Genomic DNA, 20,255 nt, shown 5'->3' with positions numbered 1-20,255 from the left:
TGTTAATGCACGCCGGAGGCAGCACCTTCATCAATAAGTCGGCCTGAGGTGAATCGGTCGAGCCCAAAAGGCTTAACCAGTGGATTGGCTTTGTCTTTGGCGACCGTATCAGCCATGAGATGTCCGGCACCTGGTGTTGCTTTAAAGCCACCGGTGCCCCAGCCACCATCAAGGTATAAGCCCTTCACTTCGGTCAGGCCCATGAGTGGGCTGCGGTCCGGGGTGATATCAACGATTCCGGCCCAGTGGCGCATCATCTTGACGCGGCTGAATACTGGATACAGTTCAAGAATTGCTTGCAATGTCTCTTCGTTAACTTCCCAACTTCCGCGTTGTGAATAAGACAAGTACTGATCATTCGAGGCACCTATCACCAATTCCCCTTTATCTGACTGACTGATATAGGCGTGCACAGTGGAGTCATTGATAATGGTATCCATACAGGGCTTCATCGGCTCTGATACCAGTGCTTGTAGCGGAACACTGACCATAGGCAGTTCTAAGCCCGCCATCTTTGTTAGGTGGCCGGAGTGGCCCGCAGCACAGAGCAGTACTTTATCTGCCTTTATTGTACCTTTGGTTGTTTCTACCCCCTTAATCTCATTATTCGTTACGATCAGATCCTGAACTTCGCATTGCTGGATGATATCGACACCCAAAGCATCAGCCCCACGGGCGTAACCCCAGGCGACTGCGTCGTGTCGCGCTGTACCACCTCGGCGTTGTACAATTGCCCCGGTGACTGGGTAGCGTGCGGAAGCTGACAGGTTGGCATTTGGCAGCCATTTCTTCAGCTGCTTCATATCCAGAATTTCTGACTCAATTCCGTTTTCAATCATCGCGTAGTGTCGTTGTAACAGTGTCGACATCTCATGATGTGAGTGAGCTAGGTTAATTAACCCTCGCTGACTGAACATGACGTTATAGTTCAGTTCTTGTGATAAACTTTCCCATAATTTCATGGAGTGTTCGTATAAGCGAGCACTGTCATCACGAAGATAGTTAGAGCGGATAACTGTAGTGTTTCGGCCAGTATTGCCACCGCCAAGCCAGCCTTTTTCAATTACGGCTATGCGTTTAACACCATGCTCTTTAGCAAGATAGTACGCAGAGGCCAGTCCATGTCCGCCGCCACCGACGATAACAACATCGTATTCTTTAGCCGGGGTAGGATTACGCCAGGCGGCCTGCCAGTTCTTATGATGGCTCAAGCTGTGTTGCAGGAGTTTGAAAAAAGAGTACTTCTGCATAATTAACTCCTATGAGAGCGTTTATGTTTATTGATGCCTTCGAATGGATGGCCATTACAATTTAAAAACTTATGCCCAGTTTAAATTGAACGATAAATACGTTTTTTTGAATGGATTCTCTATCGAAGTTGAAAAATGCAGAAGCCTGAGCTTCTGCATAAAAAGATCACCTTAGTGATCCAGAAATCCGCTTCTGCTAATCATTACGCAAGCTGATGAGGCGAGCCGTGATTTTTACTGGTTAATCCCACTCCAGAATGACTTTACCTGATGCACCGGATAGCATGGCGTCGAAGCCTTGTTGGTAATCGTCGATACTGAATCGGTGGGTTATGATCGGCGTCAGGTCCAGTCCACTCTGCAACATCGCGCTTATTTTGTACCAGGTCTCGTACATTTCGCGGCCGTAGATCCCTTTGATAACGAGGCCTTTGAAAATAACTTTACTCCAGTTGATCGCCATGTCATTACTCGGGATTCCCAGCATGGCGATTTTTCCACCGTGATTGATACAGTCGAGCATGCTGTGGAACGCTGATTCCACACCGGACATTTCCAGTCCGACATCGAAACCCTCGTTCATACCCAGTTCCTGCATTACTGCATTCAGATCTTCTTTGGCAACATTAACGGCTCGGGTAACTCCGATCTCTCTCGCCAGATTCAGCCGGTATTCATTTACATCTGTAATAACCACATGACGAGCTCCGACATGACGACAGATAGCTGCAGCCATAATGCCTATGGGGCCGGCGCCAGTAATCAGAACATCTTCTCCGACCAGGTCAAAGGAGAGGGCTGTATGGGCGGCATTACCCAGAGGGTCTAGAATAGCCGCTATCTCATCACTGATAGCTGCTGGAAGTTTAAATGCATTGGCAGCTGGGATAACCAGATACTCTGCGAAAGCGCCCGGGCGATTAACGCCGACCCCGTAGGTTTCTCTGCAAAGATGCTGCTTACCTGCACGACAGTTTCGGCAATGCCCACAGACGATATGTCCTTCGCCAGATACCCTGTCACCCAGTGTAAATCCGGAGACTCCTTTGCCAATCTCAACTACTTCACCGACATATTCATGGCCAATGGTCATCGGCACTGGAATCGTTGCTTGTGACCAGTTATCCCAGTTATAAATGTGAATGTCGGTACCGCAGATCGCTGTTTTGCGGATCTTAATTAACAGGTCCTTGTAACCGGGCTTCGGTGCTGCTTCGTTACGCAACCAAAGCCCGGTTTCTGGCTTTAATTTGGCAAGTGACTTCATTGGATTACTCCTAGTTCGCGGCCTACTTTGGAAAAGGCAGAGATTGCTTTATCAATATGTTCTTTATCCAGTGCTGCAGACATCTGAGTTCTGATACGGGATTTACCTTGTGGTACAACCGGGTAAAAGAAGCCGATAGCGTATACACCTTCTTCAAGTAATCGGGCAGACATTGCCTGAGCCAGTTTGGCATCGCCAAGCATGACAGGAATAATCGGATGCTTACCTGGAACAAGATCAAAGCCCAGCTGGGTCATAGCGCTGCGGAAATATGCAGCGTTACTGTGCAATTTTTCTCGGGATTCGGGAGATTGTTCTAACATATCCAGAACTTTCACCGAAGTGGCCGCAATCACTGGAGCCAAGGTGTTGGAGAATAGATAAGGCCGAGAGCGCTGACGTAGAATTTCAACAATGGAGGCTTTTGCCGAAACGTAGCCGCCAGATGCACCGCCCAGTGCTTTACCTAGGGTGCCGGTAATAATATCTACGCGGTCTATAACATTGCAGTACTCGTGTGTGCCTCGACCGTTCTCACCCATAAAACCAACGGAGTGAGAATCATCGACCATGACCAGTGCACCATATTGTTCTGCTAGATCACAGACTCCCTGTAGGTTTGCAATGGTTCCATCCATGGAAAATACGCCGTCAGTAGCGATCAGTTTATGTCGAGCTCCGGCTTTATCGGCAACCTTCAACTGAGTTTCAAGATCACTCATGTCATTGTTGGCATAGCGGAAACGTTTTGCTTTACACAGGCGTACGCCATCGATAATTGAAGCGTGGTTAAGAGCATCGGATATGATCGCGTCTTCAGGCCCTAATAGAGTTTCAAACAGCCCCGTGTTAGCGTCGAAGCATGAAGAGTACAGAATCGTATCTTCCATTTTTAGGAACTGGCTGATGCGACCTTCCAGCTCTTTATGAATAGTCTGTGTGCCACAGATGAAGCGAACGGACGCCATACCATAGCCATACTGGCTGAGTGCATCTTGAGCGGTTTCGATTAATTGCGGATTATCAGCAAGACCCAGATAGTTATTAGCACATAGGTTAAGCACCTGTTCGCCAGAGGTAATGCTAACCTCTGCTTTCTGATGAGAATCCAGAACCCTCTCTTTTTTAAACAGCCCTTGCTGTTCAATATTCTCAAGTTCGTGTTCAAGATGATCAAAAAATGACTGTTTCACAGAGTATTCTCCTCATTAGTTATTCGGGTTGGCTAAAAAAAGCACTGTGGAGGGATGAAATTGCTTTAGCGATCTGAAAGTCATCAACAATCAACATCAGATTGATACTCTGATATCCAAGGCTGAGCATTTCGGCGTCAATCTGTTTGTCTTGCAGTACCGCAAGGACATTAACTTCGTGCCGAAGAAAGTGATTATGATTAGGTGCGACAATAGCGATGATGGTTTTATCAGTGACCACATTGCAATTACCAAGTCGGGCGAGTTCTTCCAGCGCTCGCTCAAGTTGAGGCGAACTTTCAGTAGAGAAAGATAGAGATATTTCAGAGGTCGAGATCATATCGACAATGATCTGATGCCGCCCCAGCACACTAAATACATCAGCCAGGAAACCTGCATGTTGAAACATTGCCGATGACGTGATGGTTATAATGGTCTGTCGTTCTTTGTAGGCGATGCTGGTAATACTGTATCTCGAAGAGCTGTCTTCGTGAGTAATCAGTGTCCCCGGATGTTCTGGAGCGTTGGTATTCATTACCCGCAAAGGGATCTCAGCCCGGGTTACTGGTTCCAGTGAAGCGGGGTGCAAGATACGGCTACCGAAGCGTGCCAGCTCAGAAGCTTCACGAAAACTCATTTGTGGAATGTTGCGGGCATCGGAGATCAATCCCGGATCAGCACTCATAACACCATTAGTGTCACTCCAGATTTCGCAACTATCTGCCTGCAGTGCTTCGGCAAACAGAGTAGCACTCAGATCGCTACCGTTACGGCCTAATGTGGTGATATTACCGTTTATATCTTTACCGATAAAACCAGTTACGATTGGTATGATCTTGCCCATCTGTTGTAAACGAGTGGGTATTTCTTGTAGATAGTTTGGCAAAGGACGGGCAGCACCAAAGTTAGAATCGGTCAGCAGTCCCAATTCCCAGGCATCAAATGGCAGAGCCTCAAGCCCTTGCTGACGTAGATACCAGGCGATAACTCTGACAGACATTCTTTCACCGAAACTAGCTACGTAGTCGAGTGTACGCTTGCTCAGTTCGCGTACCAGTGAGATACCTCGGAGCAGGGTTGTCAGTTCTTCATACAGCGACTTTAAACAAGTTTCCGGACAGTTAAGCTCTAGGCAGATCTGCTTCTGACGGGCCAGCGCTTTTGTTATATCAAGATTGCCCTCAGCCGCAGCTTTTGCTGAGTCAATCAGTTGTGTCGTTACCCCTTGGTGGGCAGAACAGATTATTAATTGAGACTGTTCTGATCGTTCTTGAATTATTTTGGCTACTTTATCTATTTGTTCCCGGTTTGCGACCGAACTACCGCCAAATTTTATTACTATCATTATATTTGCCTGTTTTGTTTTTTTGCCGCTATGGCCTGTGTGAAGTCGCTGAACATGACTATAAAATAAGCGCCTGAGAGCTCTTTGGATTGAATGAAAGCAGCCTTTTTTTGAACAAAAAAACAGCCGCTCAGGATGTAAGCGGCTGTATACAATCCCTAACTTCCCTTTTGTCAGTTTCAGATGGGTGAGCAAGGGTAGCAGGAGACAATTCTGTTTCGTATGGGGAAGTTCTTTTGCAAGGCTCAGGCAGTGGCAAAGATAATGGTTTTGCTCTGATCAACAAAAATCCGCTTTTCAATGTGGTATTTAATCGCGCGAGCCAGAGTTTGACACTCAATATGCCGGCCTTTTTCTGTCAGATCTTTAGTGTTGTAGGTATGGTCAACTGTCTCTACACACTGAGTAATAATCGGGCCTTCATCCAGATCTGAAGTGACGTAGTGTGCGGTAGCACCGACCAGTTTTACGCCCATATTAAATGCTTGCTCGTAAGGGCGGGCTCCTTTGAAGCACGGCAGCAGAGAGTGGTGAATATTAATCGCCCAACCGTCCAGTTTTTGGCACATATCCTGTGAAAGTACCTGCATATATCTGGCTAGGACAACAAGGTCTGCGTTGGTTTTATGTACAATTTCCATAACCTGGCTTTCTTGCTGGTGTTTAGTTTCAGCGCTGATTGGTAGATGGTAATAGGGGATATCATGCCATTTGGCCAACTCTGCAAGATCAGGGTGGTTAGAGATGATTGCAGGTATTTCAATTTGCAGTTGCTGGGTACGATAACGGTACAACAGATCGTTAAGGCAGTGATCGTGTTTAGATACCAAGATGACTACCCGTGGTTTGTTACTAATCTCTGATAGTTGCCAGTCGATTTCGTATTCCCGTTTTTTTTCATTTAAAACACTATTAAATTCAGCTTCATCAAACGGCTTGCCGTCACCAAAGCAGAAGGCTGTTCGGAAAAAGAAAAGGTTACTTTCGACATCGTCGAATGAATGAACTTCATTCATGTAGGCACCAAACTGAGACAGAGTGGAGGTCAGTAGGTTGAGCACGCCCACTTTTCTGGGAGCGCTTGCTGTAAGGATATGGGTCGTATTTTTATTCATTTCTGGATTCCGTTTAGGTTGTTGGTTGTTAGTCTATTACTCGTTGAGGGCTATTGTTTCATGTAGTACTAGCACTCGATAATGTAGGTAGAAAGGCTTCTAAGGGAGGGGGCTTTATACATTTCCCAAGGAGGTTGGCGTGTACAGGAGATCATCACGGGCCAAGCTCATGCTCAGTACGGCAATAATTAGATGGGTGCATAGCAATTTTTCACCTGAGAACTAGAAAAGAGTTTTGTACTCGCGTAATCAGCTCCGAAAGGTTCTTTAGCCTGTTCAATATCCAGTGATCCGATATCAAAGTATTCGCAGTAGCTGCAATGGCTCTTGGCTGGATAGCATTCTGCTTGCTTATTTTTTAGCACTTCCATAACTAGAGTGTAGGTATAGCTTTCAGATAAAATAAGTTTGATGGGCTCTTCCTGGCGAAAATCTTCACCTATCATTACCTGCCACAGTGCTAGATCGTTTTTCTGAATAGAATCATTTTTATTAAACATAGAGCCGATACTCGCAATTGGGTCAATTGGAGAGCTAACGTTAATTCAGAGTTTTGTATTAGAAATAGAATGCTTCGCACTTAAATTTGAATGAAAGGGTAATCCTCCTGAAATCCAGATTAAGAAGTTCTAGAAGGCTGATATCTGAATATTAAGACGTGCCAATTAAGTGATTTTAGTTGTTGTGTGAGTATTTATGAAATTGATAAATGCTTTAGTCGGGACTCTGGAATAGCGGTTTTTTTAGGGATGGCGTACTTTTTGTACTGAAAAAAGGATTATTCGTACAATTTTTGAATACATGATGGTTGTAAAAATAAGATTGTGGAAATGTGTTGAAAGTTAAAGAGGCTGGAAAACCAGTTAACGAAAAACAATCTATCAGTGTTCATTGGAGTGCATTAATGTCTAAAATAATTGCTACATTTACAATGTTAACCCGAAAAATAGCACATGTTTTAAGTGTTGCTATGTGCGTTGGAGCAGTTACCTCTGCATCTATGGCTTATGCTGACACTCGCCTGAAAATTTCTGGGCAGCATGCACCAGATCATCCGGCTACGCATGCTCTGAACGATGTAGCTAATACAATTAATGGTGCCGATGTTGGGTTAAAAGCTAAGGTTTATCCATCTAACCAGTTGGGTGACTACACGCTTGTTTACGAAGATATCATCCGTGGCAGTGTTGATATTGCGCATTTATCCGTGCCAAGCCAGTTAGATCCAAACCTTGAAGTAAATTTCTTCCCATTCTTGGTGTCTAACTATGATGAGATGCGCAAGGTCTACTCTCCTGGTTCATGTTTTTATAATGCATACAGTAAGATGCAGGAGAATCTGGGTGTACGTTTGATGGGGATTGTTCCTGAAGGCTTTATTGGTGTAGCCCTGACTAAGCCAGCTAAAAATCTGTTTAAGGCTGGTGTGGATAAAGGTGTTCAGATCCGTGTTCCTCCAATTGATACCTTTAAAACTGGTGCCTCAGCAATGGGGTTCCGTGGAATTACAATTGCTTACGCTGACCTGTATCCAGCTTTACAAACGGGCGTGGCGGATGGCTGGATCGGTGGTACAGCTGCGTTGAATTACACAGGTTTCCGTGACGTTATCACCGAGTATGTACCTTATCGTGCCTACGTTGAAGCAACAGCCTATGTTATGAGTCAAAAAAGCTGGGATAAGCTGACTGAAGATCAGCAGAACGTTGTTAGTAATGCTTTAACAAAAGCTGCGCAGGATGCTATTAATCGGGCTGAAGCGGAAGATAGTGAGTATCTGGCGAAGCTAAAGGAAGCAGGAATTAAGGTTCATGATTTTTCAGGTGAGGTTGCCCAAAAAATGGTAGCCGACGTACGTGCTACAGCATGGCCTGCTTTGGAAAAGCGTTTTGGTTCTGAATTGGTTGCATGCATGCAGTCTGACATAGAGTAATTTTACTCCTTAAGGCACTGCACCTGCTTGAACTTTTCAAGTCGGTGCGGTGCCATCATCGAGATGGGCTCTGGACGTCTGGACGGCAGAGCGGCAGGTTTTTCGGGAGTATTAATTATGCTTTTATACAAACTTGAGCAGGTAGAACGGATTATTTTAATTACTTGTAATCTAGCTATTATGCTAATAGTTGTTGCCTCTTTTCTTTCCCGCTATTTGTTTTCGATAGATTTCTATGGAGTAGAGGAAATACTGCTTGTATTTGCTTTTTGGCTCTATTTTATCGGTGCGGCATTTGGGTCCTTTGAGCAATCCCATATTGAAGCTGATTTCATTCAATCGATTTATGGCGATACACCTTTAACGCGTATCACATCATATCTACGGGATATTATTGAAATTGCTGTGCTGCTGGTGCTGACCTATTGGAACTTTCTGTTAATCCAATTTGCAATTGAGCGATGGCCAATCACTCCGAGTTGGAAGATTCCTATTTTACTTCCACAGTCTGCGATTGCTGTTGGTTTCATTCTGATGACATTTCATGCTCTGCTTCACTTTTATTACCGTCTGACCGGTAAAGTTAACAATATGCAACAGAAGGATTAATGCTATGGAAATTGTTGTAATTGCACTTCTAATCCTTTTGTTTACCCTTATTATTGGTGTGCCGGTACCTTTTTCATTCGGAGCAGCAACCATCTTCCTAGTTTATTTCGGAGGGTATAGTCCTGATTCATTAATACCTGTTGGGTATAGTAAAATGAATACGGTCGTTTTGCTGGCTATTCCATTATTTATTCTTGCTGGCGGGCTTATGGAAAAGGGCCGGATAGCTGATCCGTTAGTGAATATAGCCGAAACCGTTTTTGGCCGGCTTAGAGGCGGGCTAGGAGTTGCAGGTGTTCTGGCTTGTGCAGTATTTGGTGCGATATCAGGTAGTGCTGCGGCAACCTTATCCTGCATAGGCTCAGTAATGTTTCCAAAGCTTGCGGAGCGTGGTTATCCTAAAGGACATAGTGCAGCGTTATTGGCTTGTTCTGCCCCGTTAGGTTTACTGATCCCTCCAAGTGCGCTGATGATTCTGTATGCTTGGGTTGCACAATTATCTGTCTTGAAGTGTTTTCTGGCGACTGTGGTGCCTGGTTTGATAGTAGTTGTTCTGCTAACCATTACAAACCTGATCATGCTGCGCAAAAATTCAAATATCAGTGTCAATGAATATGCATCGTCCGGAGAGGTTGTTAGAAAGACCGCCCAGCAAACTGGACGAGCAATACCAGCCTTGTTAATGCCCTTTATTATTCTAGGTGGTATTTATGGTGGTCTAATGACACCAACAGAGGCAGCTGGGGTTGCAGCGTTGTATGCAATTCCTGTGGGCTTCTTAGTTTATCGCGGCCTTAATCTTAAGAATTTTGGCAATGTCTTGGTTGATACAGCGGTCACTACCGGGGTAGTGATGATCATGCTATTCGTAGTGATGATTCTCAGTAGACTCTTTATTTTCGAAGATCTGCCTGATGTTATTCTGAGTGCGTTAAGTAATATATCTGATAATCCATTGATCATTATGCTGATGCTGAACTTATTTATGATCATCATAGGGATGTTGATGGATGATGTCAGTGGGGTGTTGCTATCAACACCGATTCTGTTACCTGTAGCTGTTGAGATTGGAGTAGATCCAATTCATTTTGCGGCGATCTTAGGTGTAAATCTGGGAATGGGAAATATTACTCCGCCAACAGCTCCGCTACTCTACCTGTCTTCCAGAATCAGTAAAGCAAAGATAAACGAAACATTGACTCCAACACTGATCTTAATTACCGGGGCATGGCTACCTGCACTGATGATCACAACATATGTTCCTGAAGTCGCTCTCTGGCTGCCTAACAAGCTTCTAGGACCATAGACATTCAATTAGTTAGTCTGCGAAGAAAGTAGCAGGCATATTTATATAAACTCAAAGTAGTTCTATAGGGGGTTCTCTAATAAAAGCAATTATAATGATTGCTTTTTAAAATTTAGGTGACATTCGTGTTGAAGCACTGTCCGCGTTCATAAACAATTGTTTTATTGCTTTGCCCCATGTTTGCTGCAATGGATTTTGCTTAAAATCCTAGTTTATTTAAACCTTCAGTCTAGTATCGTTCTTTTAGTATCAGTTGCTTAATGGTTGTTAATCTTCGGACGACCTTGGTAGATAGGGTAAGAATTCGAAGCTTATAGATAACTGACTTTCTAATTTATACCAAAAGTATCGGTTATTGGTGAGTTGAACTGCAATTCAAACAGGCTTATGAAGAATCTGTGATATGTTGTCTATATTTGACAAATATAGACAACGGGTGACAGCTTGAAATGAGAGGATTATGAGGTCTATATAGTATGAATATCAGTTTCACTGACAAACAAGCTGCTTACATTGCTGCCCAAGTAAAAGGCGGCGATTTTCAGAATACCAGCGAGGTAGTGCGAGACGCATTACGCCTGCATCAAATCTACCGTCATCGCATAATAGAAGACTTGCGCGCAGAGATAGCTAAAGGTTGGGACGGTGAAGCGAGTCCGAATAAAGTACAGGATATTATTAGTGCTAAGCTGGAAGAAAGACGCGCTTAATGGCTTCTTCTATTGCAAGCTATGAGCTGTCTCCAGAAGCAGAACAAGACTTGAGCAATATTTTTGATTATACCGAAAAGGAATTTGGTCTCGATCAGGCTGTGCAGTATTTAAAAGATCTAGAGCGCTGCTTTATCCAGCTCTGTAACAATCCTAATACCGGGCGTGAACGCACCGAAATTCTCAATGAGCGCTTAAGAGTTGTTCGCGTTCTGCATGGTAGCCGCGATCTACCTAGGCATTTTTGAATAAAGATTTTTAGTAAAGCATCCTTAAATATCTCTTTCCAATGCGCTAGAGCTAGGATGAATTCGTATTCACTTTTTAAACTATTCAGTTCTTCTTTTTTATCGCTTCCAAGGTTAGGCTTATTAGTATTTTATTAAGTTCCTTTCTAACGCGTAGGATTCTTGCATGTTTCAACTTTACACAGGTAACCGCCTAGAGGATTTAGCCGTGTTGCTTGCGAAGATTCTGGCTGTTTCACCACCAGAAAATCCGTTTGATGATGAAGCTATCTTGGTGCAAAACCCTGGCATGGCACAATGGTTGAAAATGTTTTTGGCCGAGTCCCATTCTATTGCCGCAGGTTTGGTGTTTCCTCTGCCTTCTACCTTTGTTTGGCAAACCTTTTCTCAGACGCTTAATGATATTCCCGCGCAAAGTGAATTTAATAAACCTTTCTTAGTATGGCGTTTAATGCGCTTGTTGAATGCTCGTCTTGGTGAGCCAGAGTTTCAGGCGCTTAGTTGGTACCTCGAAGAAGATGACACACAAATTCGCCGCTTTCAGTTATGCAGCAGCATTGCCGATATTTACGATCAATATTTGGTTTACCGTCCGGATTGGATTAAATCTTGGGAAGGCGGCGAGACACAAGATCCTAAGCTGAAAGCCATCTTTGAGCAGCAACCTTGGCAAGCCATTTTGTGGCGCGATCTGGTTGCCGATGTGAGCCAGCAGGGAACATCGCTTTATCATCGTGGTAATTTGATTGAAGCCTTGCATGACGCCACGCAATCGTCTTCTCGGCCAGCTGGTGTGCCTGAGCGTATCTTTATTTTTGGTGTGTCTTCTTTGCCACCAAATACGCTGGAATCTCTTCGCGTGTTGGCGGCTTCTGGTTGGATTGATGTGCATTTATTTTTGCAGAATCCTTGCCGCTTTTACTGGGGGGATGTGGTCGACAAGCATTATTTAGGTCGAGAAATAAAACGCCAAACCCTCAAGCCTGGATTGAGTACCGATACTTTGCATCTTGATGCCAATCCTCTACTGGCAAGCTGGGGGCGTTTGGGGCGAGATTATATTGCTCAGCTACAAGAAATGGCCGACAACGAACTAGAAGTCTTTGAAGACTATCAGAGCGAGCAAGCGAGTGGTTTGCTGCAATGGATTCAGCAAGATGTGCTGACCTTAGAAAACCACGGCTCGCAACAAGAGCGAGACGCTAGCATTACCAATGCTGAGTATCGCCATTCGATTACTGCTGATGATCAAAGTATTCGTGTGCATCGTTGTCACAGCCCATTGCGTGAAGTGGAAGTCTTGCATGATCAGTTGTTGCAAATGTTCGAGAGCGATCCGAGCTTGACGCCAAAAGACGTCATCGTCATGTTGCCCGACGTCAACACCTACAGCCCGTTTGTGAAGGCCGTCTTTGGTGCTGAAAAAAAGAGCGGACAAGCTCAAGTCAGAAAACACATTCCCTTTGCCTTGATTGACCAATCTGGCGGCATGGAAAACCCGATTGTCGATGCCTATTTGTATTTGCTCGGCTTAGGCGAAAGTCGTTTCACCTTGTCTGAATTAATCAGCGTACTTGAAGTCCCTGCGGTGTTGGCGCGTTTTGAATTAACCGCTGATGAATTAGAGCGTATTCGTCAATGGTCGACGGAAGTGGGTATTCGCTGGGGGCTTGATGGCAAAACCGCGCAGCAACATGATTTACCAATACAAGAATCCCATACTTGGCTGAATGGTGTGCGTCGCATGTTATTGGGTTACGCCATGGGTCACGATCATATTTGGGAAGGCACATTAAGTTACGGCGATGTGGAAGGTTTAGAAGCCTCTGTGGCCGGTAAACTCGCAGAGTTTTTGGTCGCCATTAATGATGCTCAAGCGAAATTAATGGAATCCCTCGCGCCGAAAGAATGGATTTCGACCTTGTATTATTTGGCGGAACGATTCTTTTTGGTCGACGAAGACGATGCGTTTCCCGCCTTGTTGAGTAAGCAGCTCGATGCTTTGACGCTGCAATGGCAGCAAGCGCATTTTGATGCGCCATTGGATCAACAAGTGTTACGCCAGCTGCTGTCGCCTTTGTTGCAAGAATCCCAAGGCGGCCAACGCTTCCTAGCGGGACGAGTGAACTTTTGTACCTTGATGCCAATGCGCTCGGTGCCGTTTAAAGTTATTTGTGTGTTGGGCTTAAACGAGGGGGATTATCCACGTAGCGTTGCGCCGATGGGATTTGACCTGATGGTTGGACAATATCGCAGCGGCGATCGAAGCCGACGTGAAGACGATAAATACTTGTTCCTCGAAGCCTTAATGTCAGCCCGAGATTGTTTCTATATCAGCTATGTTGGTCGCAGTATTCAAGATAATAGCGAAAAGAATCCGTCGATCTTAGTAAGTGAGTTGTTGGAATACATCGGCCAGAGTTGCGTGTTTGAAGGCGACCAAGCATTGGCGCCAGATGAAGCGCAGAAAGCCTTGTTAGAGAAACTGATTCTCGAACATCCTTTGCAGCCTTTTAATGCGGCCTATTACTTTCAACCGCAAGGCGCTTTTCAACAGGACGCTTTTCAAGAACAGGGCGCGTTGCAAGAATCTACTGCTCAACTTGATAAACGCTTATACAGTTATGATGAGCAATGGCTGCCTGCCTTGCTCAGTGTTCCTGTGGACGACGAATACCATGAGTTCTCACCACTCGATGGTTTAGAGCAACCAAGGTTAGATCTTGCTCTTGACGAGTTGTCGCGCTTTATCGGGCATCCGACGCGTTACTTTACTCAGCGTCGCTTAAAAGCCTATTTGAGCCTGCAAGAAGAGGAAGAAAAAGAAGACGAGCCGTTCGCTCTGGATGGCTTGGCGGGTTATCAATTACGCGAAGGTTTGCTGCAAGCCATGCTAAAAGGCGATGAAGATCAATTCGTCGAGCGTTTGTCTCTAATGGGCGCGTTGCCTTATGGCGCGTTAGGGCGTTTGTCTTTGCAGCAGAGCCGTGGCCAATGCCGTCAGTTGTTGTCTGTGTTGCAAGGTTATGCGTTGGAAGAGTGTGAACCGATTGAAGTGAATTTGGCCCTTGGCAGTATTGTACTGCAAGCGTGGTTGGATTTACCGACGGCGACGACGCGTTTGTCTTATCGCATCGGTGATTTATCCGCTCATCAAAAAATGCAGGCGTGGATCGAGCATTTGTCCTTATGTGCCCAAGGAACGCCAAAACAGCATCATCTTATTAATCTGACCAAAACCGGCAAGTTGCTGCAGCACAGCTTTATTATCATTCCGCCAAACGATGCCCAAGAACATTTAAATAATATGCTGGCTTTGTTGCAGCAAGGTTTGTGTCAGCCGATTGCCTTGCCCGCCAAAAGCGCCGATGCATGGTGCAAAAGTTATTGTTCGAGCAAAACGCAAGAAGACGCGGATATCGCTTGGGAGCAAGCGTTGAAACTGTATCAAGACAACAGCAGTGCTTTCACTCGCAGCGAGGTGGACGACGCTTATTGGCAGCGCTATTTCCCTGATTTAAATCGCCAAAAGGAACAGTTTGTTGCCTTGTGTGAGCAAATTTGGTTGCCCATGCATCGTCATTTGGAGGTGATGGAATGAGTTTTTCTACCGACCTAGTTTCTGTAAATGAGCCTTCAACTAATGCAGAAGCCTTAAACATGATTCCTGAGCCGCTTAACGCCTTAACCTTCCCATTATTTGGCAAACGCCTAATTGAAGCCAGCGCAGGCACAGGCAAAACCTACACCATTGCTAACTTGTATTTACGTTTGCTGGTGCCAACGGGACAAGATGGTGATCTTGATAAATCACTAACGGTGGATCAAATCTTGGTGGTGACTTTTACCGAAGCCGCCACAGCCGAGCTAAAAGCGCGGATTCGTAATCGTATTCGAGCAGCGAGAAAAGCCTTATTGCAAGGCGAAAGCAGAGATGTTTTTCTGGCGGATTGGATGGCGCAAATGTCAGCCGAACAACGCGCTGGCGCCATTGAAAAGCTGCTGTACGCCGAAAAGCAAATGGACGAAGCGGCGGTGTTTACCATTCATGGTTTTTGTCAGCGCATGTTGAGTCAGAACGCCTTTGAAAGTCGCATGTTGTTTCAACAAACCATTGAGACCGACGAACTCGCGCCATTGTCTATGGCGGTGAAAGACGTTTGGCGCAGTGTGTTTTATCCGATGGACGACACCAAAGCGGCCTTGATTCAGCCAATTTGGTCGAATCCAGATGCTTTGCTGAAAGACTTATATTTACTGAATAATCAGCCTGACGCCAAAATCGCTGTACCAGATTACGACTGGGAAAGTGCATTAAGTCAGGCGCAACAAACCATGTCAGCAGTTCGTGCTATGTGGCTTGATCAATCGCGAGACATTATTGACGCCCTTGAGCGCAGCGGCATTAAACGAACCTTTTGGCGCAAAGATCCGTCGAAAGACATTCAAGCTATCACGCAATGGGCGAACTCGACGCGTTTTGAACTAGACAAGAGCCTAGAAAAATTTGATACCAATGAACACGCCAGCCGATTGAGCAAAGGCGGTGATCTGCCTGCTCACGAATTCTTTGGCTTGGTGCAGTCTTTGCGTGAAAGCTTTCCCGATGCGGGGCGATTAAAAGCGGTCTTGCTGACTCAATTGTGGCAGCAAACTCAAGAGCGCATGAAACGCTGGAAGCGCAGTACTCAATCGCTGACTTTCACCGATTTGCTTACTTCCCTTGATGTGGCGCTGACGCAAGACGAAGCAGGTAAATTAGCGGAACGTATTCGTCACCTTTATCCCATTGCCTTGATCGATGAATTCCAAGACACCGATGCGGTTCAGTATCGAATTTTCTCCACCATTTATGCGCCAGCGCAAGTGGATCAAAACGCCTTAGGTTTGATCATGATCGGCGATCCTAAACAGGCAATTTATGCCTTTCGTGGTGCGGATATTTATACCTATTTGGCGGCGAAAAAGCGTGTCGATAGCGTGTATTCTTTGGCAACCAATTATCGTTCTTCGGCGGCGATGATTCAGTCAGTGAACGGACTTTTTACCACGCAAGCAGAACCCTTTCGTGTCACTGGGATTCCTTTTGTTGAAGTGCAAGATCGTGGCGTTGCAGGTGGCTTTTCTCGACAAGGTCAAACCCAAGCCGCGCTGCAGTTTTTGTATCAACGCAGTGATGAGCCAGTTTCCGCCAAAGAGTATCGTCAAACCATGGCGGAATCTTGTGCGGCGCACCTTCATGAGTTGTTGCTAGAAGGGCAGCAAGGCTCTGCGCTTATAGATGGCAAAGGTGTACGACCAAAAGATGTTGCATTGTTGGTGACTAACTTTAGTCAAGCCAATGCTTTGAAAGACGCCTTGCGTCAGCGTGGTATTTCCAGTGTGTATTTGAGTGACAAAGGCTCGGTGTTTGAAACGGTCGAGGCACGAGAATTATTGATCGTGCTGACGGCGATCTTATCTAATGGACAAGAAAGCAAACTGCGCTCAGCCTTAGCAACCAGTTTAGTCGATTGGTCATTAGAAGATTTGGATACGCTGAATCACGACGATGTCGTGTACGAAAAATGGGGACAAGCCTTTCGTGATTATCTAGATATCTGGGATAAGCAAGGCTTGTTGCCTATGTTGCGTGAATTTATGCAGGACGTATCGCTGGCGGCAAACATGCTTAGCCATACTGGCGGCGAACGTCGCTTGACGGACTTTTTGCATTTGACCGAAAAGCTCCAGCAGAAGTCTCTTGAGTTGGATTCTAAAGAAGGTGTTTTACGCTATCTCAGGTTGGCGATTCAAAACCCCAATGGCAACAGCGACGAGCAAAAGATCCGTCTTGAAACCGATGCTGAACTGGTTCGAATCGTCACCATCCACAAAAGTAAGGGTTTGGAATACCCAATCGTCTATTTACCCTTTGCCTTTACTCCATACAGAGATCAAGACAAATCGGCTTTATATCACGATGCGCAGCAGCAACTGTGGATCGCCATTGATCCCGATGAAGAGCAAACCGAGCTTCATAAAGAGGAATTGTACGCCGCAGAAATTCGCTTGGCTTATGTGGCGTTAACTCGCTCAAAAGAGGCGTGTTTTATTGGCACCATGGATGTGGGGAAAAGCGCCAATAAAACTCGTGGTGCTGTGTCCGATGTCCATCTTAGTGGCGTTGGCGCTTTGATTAGCGAAGGAGAGCCGTTGGAAGCTGGTGACTTGTACCCAAGTATCGAGCGCCTTTGCGAGCGCTATCAAGCAGGTCAAATTCAGCTGTTGGAATTGCCTGATGAGCCGCCGCGTTTACCTAGATTTAAAATGGCACAGGCCGAGTTGACCGATCCTAGTGTGCGACATTTTTCTGGTCGTATAGAGCGAGACTGGTGGGTGGGAAGTTATTCCTCGCTGGTGGTAGAAGACAAAGAGCAACACGATGAAAGTGTGCCTGGCTTGGATGAAACCACACGCTTGCTGGATCCATTGGCGGAAGAAATCGATCTAAAAGACAGTCAAGAAGCGCCAGAGCAAAATCGCTTCACATTCCCCAAAGGCGCCAAGCCGGGAACATTCTTGCATGACACATTGGAAGGCAAAGCGCTGCATGACGTGTCGAGCAATCCTAGCTTTAAGGACTTATTAAAAACCAGTCACCATAAATTAATGGCCGATTTTTATAAAAGACAAGGTTTCGATGAATGGCAGGATGTATTGAGCGAATGGCTAGCAGATATTATTGATACCGAGCTAATGGCGGGAATGAGTTTGGGGAGTTTGACGCCCTCAGCTTGTCGTAAGGAGATGGAGTTTTTTATTCCGGTGACTGGCATGAATGCCTTGCAGTTAGACCGTATTTCCCGTGAGCACGATGCGGTGTCTCGGGTCGCGCCGATGATTCAGGATCGTCCGCTAAAAGGCATGCTAAAAGGCTTTATCGATTTGCTGTTCGAATATCAAGGCCGTTATTACGTGTTGGATTATAAGTCGAACTATTTGGGCGATGATTTTGCTGATTACGAACCTGAGAAATTGGTTCATGCCATTGCCGAGCACAGATATGATCTGCAATATCAACTTTATACCTTGGCTTTGCATCGTTTATTAAAGCAACGCTTGCCAAATTATGATTATGACAAGCATGTGGGTGGCGTGGTGTATTTGTTTCTTCGCGGTATGCAGCCAGAACAGCAAACAGGCGTATTCAAAAGCCGATTAAGCCTTGAACATCTAACCGCCCTAGATAAGCTGTTTAGCGGCGAAAGCGATAAACCAAAAAATGACGAGGCGGTGCAATATGGACTTTTCTAATCAGTTAGGTTTGCTCGACTCTCTTAATGAAACAATGCTTGAAGAAAACTCTTCTGTAGCAACGTCATTCAGTTTGTCTGCTTGGCAAGCTAAAGGTGTATTGCGAGCGATTGATTGTCAGTGGATTGAGCAACTAGCGCAACATGCCAAAGAAGGTAATCTAGATGAAAATAAGAGCGCGGTTCATATCGCTGGCGCTTTATGCAGTGCCTATCTTGGCGCGGGGCATATTTGTGTTGATCTGGCGACTATCTGGCAAACTCCGCCAGAAGGCATTGAACTAGACGAGTTACGAACGGCGTTAGGCAATAGCGGCGTGAAGAGTGTTGCAGCTTGGTGCGAAGCCTTGCAAGCGAGTCGTTTAGTTTCGTTAGCAGAAAGTGTTGTTGAACGTCCTATGGTATTGGCTGGCTCACGTTTGTATTTGTATCGCTATTATCAATATGAACAACAGGTGCTGAATTATCTTAAAGGCCAATTTTCTGTGTCGCCTTTTGATGTCGATGCCGGTTTGTTAGCACAACTTTTTCCTAACCAATCCGATACGGTGGATTGGCAAAAAGTCGCTGTCGCCAATGCAGCGAGCTTGCCTTTTTCAGTGATCAGCGGCGGTCCAGGAACGGGAAAAACAACAACAGTAACTAGGTTGTTGGCTTTGCTGGTGGCTCAGTCTATGGCGGAAGGCAAAGTACTGCGTATTGAACTTGCTGCGCCAACAGGAAAGGCGGCGGCGCGGCTGACGGAATCCATCTCAAAAGCCAAAGCGGCTTTGCCATTAAGTGACGACGTTAAGCTAGCCATTCCAGAGCAAGCCAGTACCTTGCATCGCCTATTAGGCAGTGACTTTGGGCGTAGTCGATTTAAGCATCACAAAGATAATCCTTTGCATTTGGATGTCTTATTAGTAGACGAAGTGTCCATGGTGGATTTGCCAATGATGGCGAAGTTGATTGATGCCATGCCGCCTCATGCTCGACTTATTTTATTAGGAGATAAAGATCAACTTGCCTCTGTTGAAGCGGGCAGTGTGCTCGGTGATTTATCTTACGGCATTGAAGAGGTTTACTTTCAACCAGAATGGGCAGAACGACTGAGTAATCTTACTGGGGAAAATCTAGCCCCGTTTGGTAATCCATCGGCACCGCCAATTAGTCGAGCGCTTACTTTGCTGCGCACCAGTTATCGCTTTGATGCGAATAGCGGCATCGGACACTTAGCAAAAGCAATGAACGCTGGTGACAGCTCTGCCGTGTTGCGTTGCCTTGAGTCCAATTACGCCGATGTGGAGTGGCGAGCGCCAGATGAAGGACAGACTAAAGCGGATATTGCGACGTTGGCTAAAGGCTATGATGATTATTGGGAAGCGGTGCGTCAGAATCTAGATATTGCCAAGTTGTACGAAGTGTTTTCACGTTATCAGATTTTGACAGCGGTTCGCCAAGGTGAGTTTGGTGTCGAGAAGGTGAATGCCCAGCTGGAACAGTATTTTTATCAGCGAGGACGAGTAAAAGACCCCCATGTTTGGTATCCCGGAAAAGCCGTAATGCTAACCCGAAATGATGCAGCATTGGGCTTGTTTAACGGCGATATTGGTCTTTGTATGCCAGATGAGTTTCAGCGTCTTCGTGTGTGGTTTATGCAACCTGATGGCTCTTTTACTGGCTTGTTACCGAGTCGTTTGAGTGAGTTTGAAGTGGTCTTTGCGATGACGGTACATAAATCCCAAGGCTCTGAATTCGATCAGGTTGCCTTGTTATTGCCTATGACACCTTCGCCAGTATTAACCAAAGAGTTGCTTTATACAGGTATTACTCGGGCGAAAAAGTCATTTAGCTTATGGGGATCTAGCGGATTGATTCGGGCAGCGAGCAGCACGCGTATTCAGCGTTATTCTGGCCTTATTGGAGAGCTTTGGCATTGATATTGAAATATTTGGCTCCATTATTCCTGAAATGTTTAAAAAGCGAATAAAAGCGTAGGCTA

Annotated in this window: 14 protein-coding genes; 8 read left to right on the top strand and 6 right to left on the bottom strand. The window is 45.6% G+C overall.

Going from position 1 to position 20,255, the window contains the following annotated elements; genetic code table 11:
* Positions 1-2: 2 nt before the first annotated feature.
* The 6 genes from KPL72_RS05430 to KPL72_RS05405 all read right to left on the bottom strand — a co-directional run bounded on the left by KPL72_RS05430 (position 3) and on the right by KPL72_RS05405 (position 6,670).
* Positions 3-1,250, bottom strand: a complete 1,248-nt coding sequence (locus KPL72_RS05430; protein ID WP_219702110.1) for a sarcosine oxidase subunit beta family protein — start codon at positions 1,248-1,250, stop codon at positions 3-5.
* Positions 1,251-1,491: 241 nt separating this feature from the next.
* Positions 1,492-2,517 carry an L-threonine 3-dehydrogenase gene (gene tdh / locus KPL72_RS05425; protein WP_219702109.1) on the bottom strand — a complete coding sequence of 342 codons (1,026 nt, stop codon included), beginning with the start codon at positions 2,515-2,517 and terminating at the stop codon, positions 1,492-1,494.
* Complete coding sequence (locus KPL72_RS05420; protein ID WP_219702108.1) at positions 2,514-3,710, bottom strand: glycine C-acetyltransferase; 1,197 nt, start codon at positions 3,708-3,710, stop codon at positions 2,514-2,516. The genes tdh and KPL72_RS05420 overlap by 4 nt, the downstream gene beginning before the upstream one ends.
* A gap of 19 nt (positions 3,711-3,729) precedes the next feature.
* Positions 3,730-5,055, bottom strand: coding sequence for an aspartate kinase (locus tag KPL72_RS05415; RefSeq protein WP_219702107.1), 1,326 nt, complete (start codon positions 5,053-5,055; stop codon positions 3,730-3,732).
* A gap of 245 nt (positions 5,056-5,300) precedes the next feature.
* Positions 5,301-6,170: a formyltetrahydrofolate deformylase gene (gene purU, locus KPL72_RS05410; RefSeq protein WP_219702106.1), complete on the bottom strand. Its 870-nt coding sequence runs from the start codon at positions 6,168-6,170 to the stop codon at positions 5,301-5,303.
* 188 nt (positions 6,171-6,358) lie between these two features.
* Entirely contained in the window at positions 6,359-6,670 is a 312-nt protein-coding gene (locus tag KPL72_RS05405; RefSeq protein WP_219702105.1) for a hypothetical protein, read from the bottom strand.
* Between the two features lie 404 nt (positions 6,671-7,074).
* Between KPL72_RS05405 and dctP the strand changes: the two genes are divergently transcribed.
* The 8 genes from dctP to recD all read left to right on the top strand — a co-directional run bounded on the left by dctP (position 7,075) and on the right by recD (position 20,193).
* Positions 7,075-8,103 carry a TRAP transporter substrate-binding protein DctP gene (dctP, locus tag KPL72_RS05400; RefSeq protein WP_219702104.1) on the top strand — a complete coding sequence of 343 codons (1,029 nt, stop codon included), beginning with the start codon at positions 7,075-7,077 and terminating at the stop codon, positions 8,101-8,103.
* Positions 8,104-8,130: 27 nt separating this feature from the next.
* On the top strand, positions 8,131-8,712 hold the full coding sequence (locus KPL72_RS05395; RefSeq protein WP_219702103.1) for a TRAP transporter small permease: 582 nt from the start codon (positions 8,131-8,133) through the stop codon (positions 8,710-8,712).
* A gap of 4 nt (positions 8,713-8,716) precedes the next feature.
* Positions 8,717-10,018: a TRAP transporter large permease gene (locus tag KPL72_RS05390; RefSeq protein ID WP_219702102.1), complete on the top strand. Its 1,302-nt coding sequence runs from the start codon at positions 8,717-8,719 to the stop codon at positions 10,016-10,018.
* 476 nt (positions 10,019-10,494) lie between these two features.
* Positions 10,495-10,728 carry a type II toxin-antitoxin system ParD family antitoxin gene (locus KPL72_RS05385; protein WP_219702101.1) on the top strand — a complete coding sequence of 78 codons (234 nt, stop codon included), beginning with the start codon at positions 10,495-10,497 and terminating at the stop codon, positions 10,726-10,728.
* Positions 10,728-10,976 (top strand): type II toxin-antitoxin system RelE/ParE family toxin, encoded by a 249-nt coding sequence (locus KPL72_RS05380; RefSeq protein WP_219702100.1) that lies wholly within the window; start codon positions 10,728-10,730, stop codon positions 10,974-10,976. The genes KPL72_RS05385 and KPL72_RS05380 overlap by 1 nt, the downstream gene beginning before the upstream one ends.
* 166 nt (positions 10,977-11,142) lie before the next feature.
* Positions 11,143-14,577 (top strand): exodeoxyribonuclease V subunit gamma, encoded by a 3,435-nt coding sequence (gene recC, locus KPL72_RS05375; RefSeq protein ID WP_219702099.1) that lies wholly within the window; start codon positions 11,143-11,145, stop codon positions 14,575-14,577.
* Positions 14,574-18,272, top strand: a complete 3,699-nt coding sequence (gene recB, locus KPL72_RS05370) for an exodeoxyribonuclease V subunit beta (protein ID WP_249422111.1) — start codon at positions 14,574-14,576, stop codon at positions 18,270-18,272. Before recC ends, recB begins: the two co-directional genes overlap by 4 nt.
* A complete protein-coding gene (recD, locus tag KPL72_RS05365) occupies positions 18,259-20,193 on the top strand; it encodes an exodeoxyribonuclease V subunit alpha (RefSeq protein WP_219702098.1) in 1,935 nt (644 codons plus the stop codon). The genes recB and recD overlap by 14 nt, the downstream gene beginning before the upstream one ends.
* Positions 20,194-20,255: the final 62 nt, after the last annotated feature.

The sequence above is a fragment of the Marinomonas lutimaris genome, assembly GCF_019426345.1.
GTDB classification, from domain to species: Bacteria; Pseudomonadota; Gammaproteobacteria; order Pseudomonadales; family Marinomonadaceae; genus Marinomonas; species Marinomonas lutimaris.
This window is presented reverse-complemented; position numbering and strand designations above follow the sequence as displayed.